Origin of the sequence: Streptococcus oralis (assembly GCF_001578935.1) — a bacterium.
Taxonomy (GTDB): Bacteria; Bacillota; Bacilli; order Lactobacillales; family Streptococcaceae; genus Streptococcus; species Streptococcus oralis_R.
This window is the reverse complement of sequence record NZ_KQ969534.1, coordinates 1-407: the sequence shown is the minus strand read 5'-3', so window position 1 is coordinate 407 and position 407 is coordinate 1. Positions and strand designations below refer to the sequence as shown.

General features: G+C 51.1%; 1 pseudogene. It reads right to left on the bottom strand.

The window, feature by feature from the left end:
* A pseudogene (locus tag SORDD15_RS10330) lies at positions 1 to 286 on the bottom strand (hypothetical protein); the annotation flags it as partial.
* Positions 287 to 407: the final 121 nt, after the last annotated feature.

Genomic DNA, 407 nt, shown 5'->3' with positions numbered 1-407 from the left:
TCGCAGAACCCATGGTTCCTACAATCGCAAGAATCCCTATCGCAGCTGTCAGTACACCAAGACCCAGGTCTATCCAACCCTTCTTGGCACGATCCTCCGCAGCCAAAGCTTCAAAACGAGCCTTGTCCCGCTCCTGGGCGGCTTTCACTCGCTCAACGCGACTCTCCATCTGCTGGGTCGCCTGTTTGTAGGCTATCGCGAAGCGTTGAACAGACTTGAGTTTGGCAAAATCTCCTGACTGGTAGCTTCCCACCGTACGTGTCTTCCCTGCATGTTCTGTTATCAAGGCCTTGGTCGCAGCTAGAAGTTCCTTAAAGGCGACCAAATCCTGACTCGCATGGTTGCTTTCATACTGAGTGATAGAGCTATCCAAGTTCTTGATCTGATTGAGCAGAAAGTTATAGTCC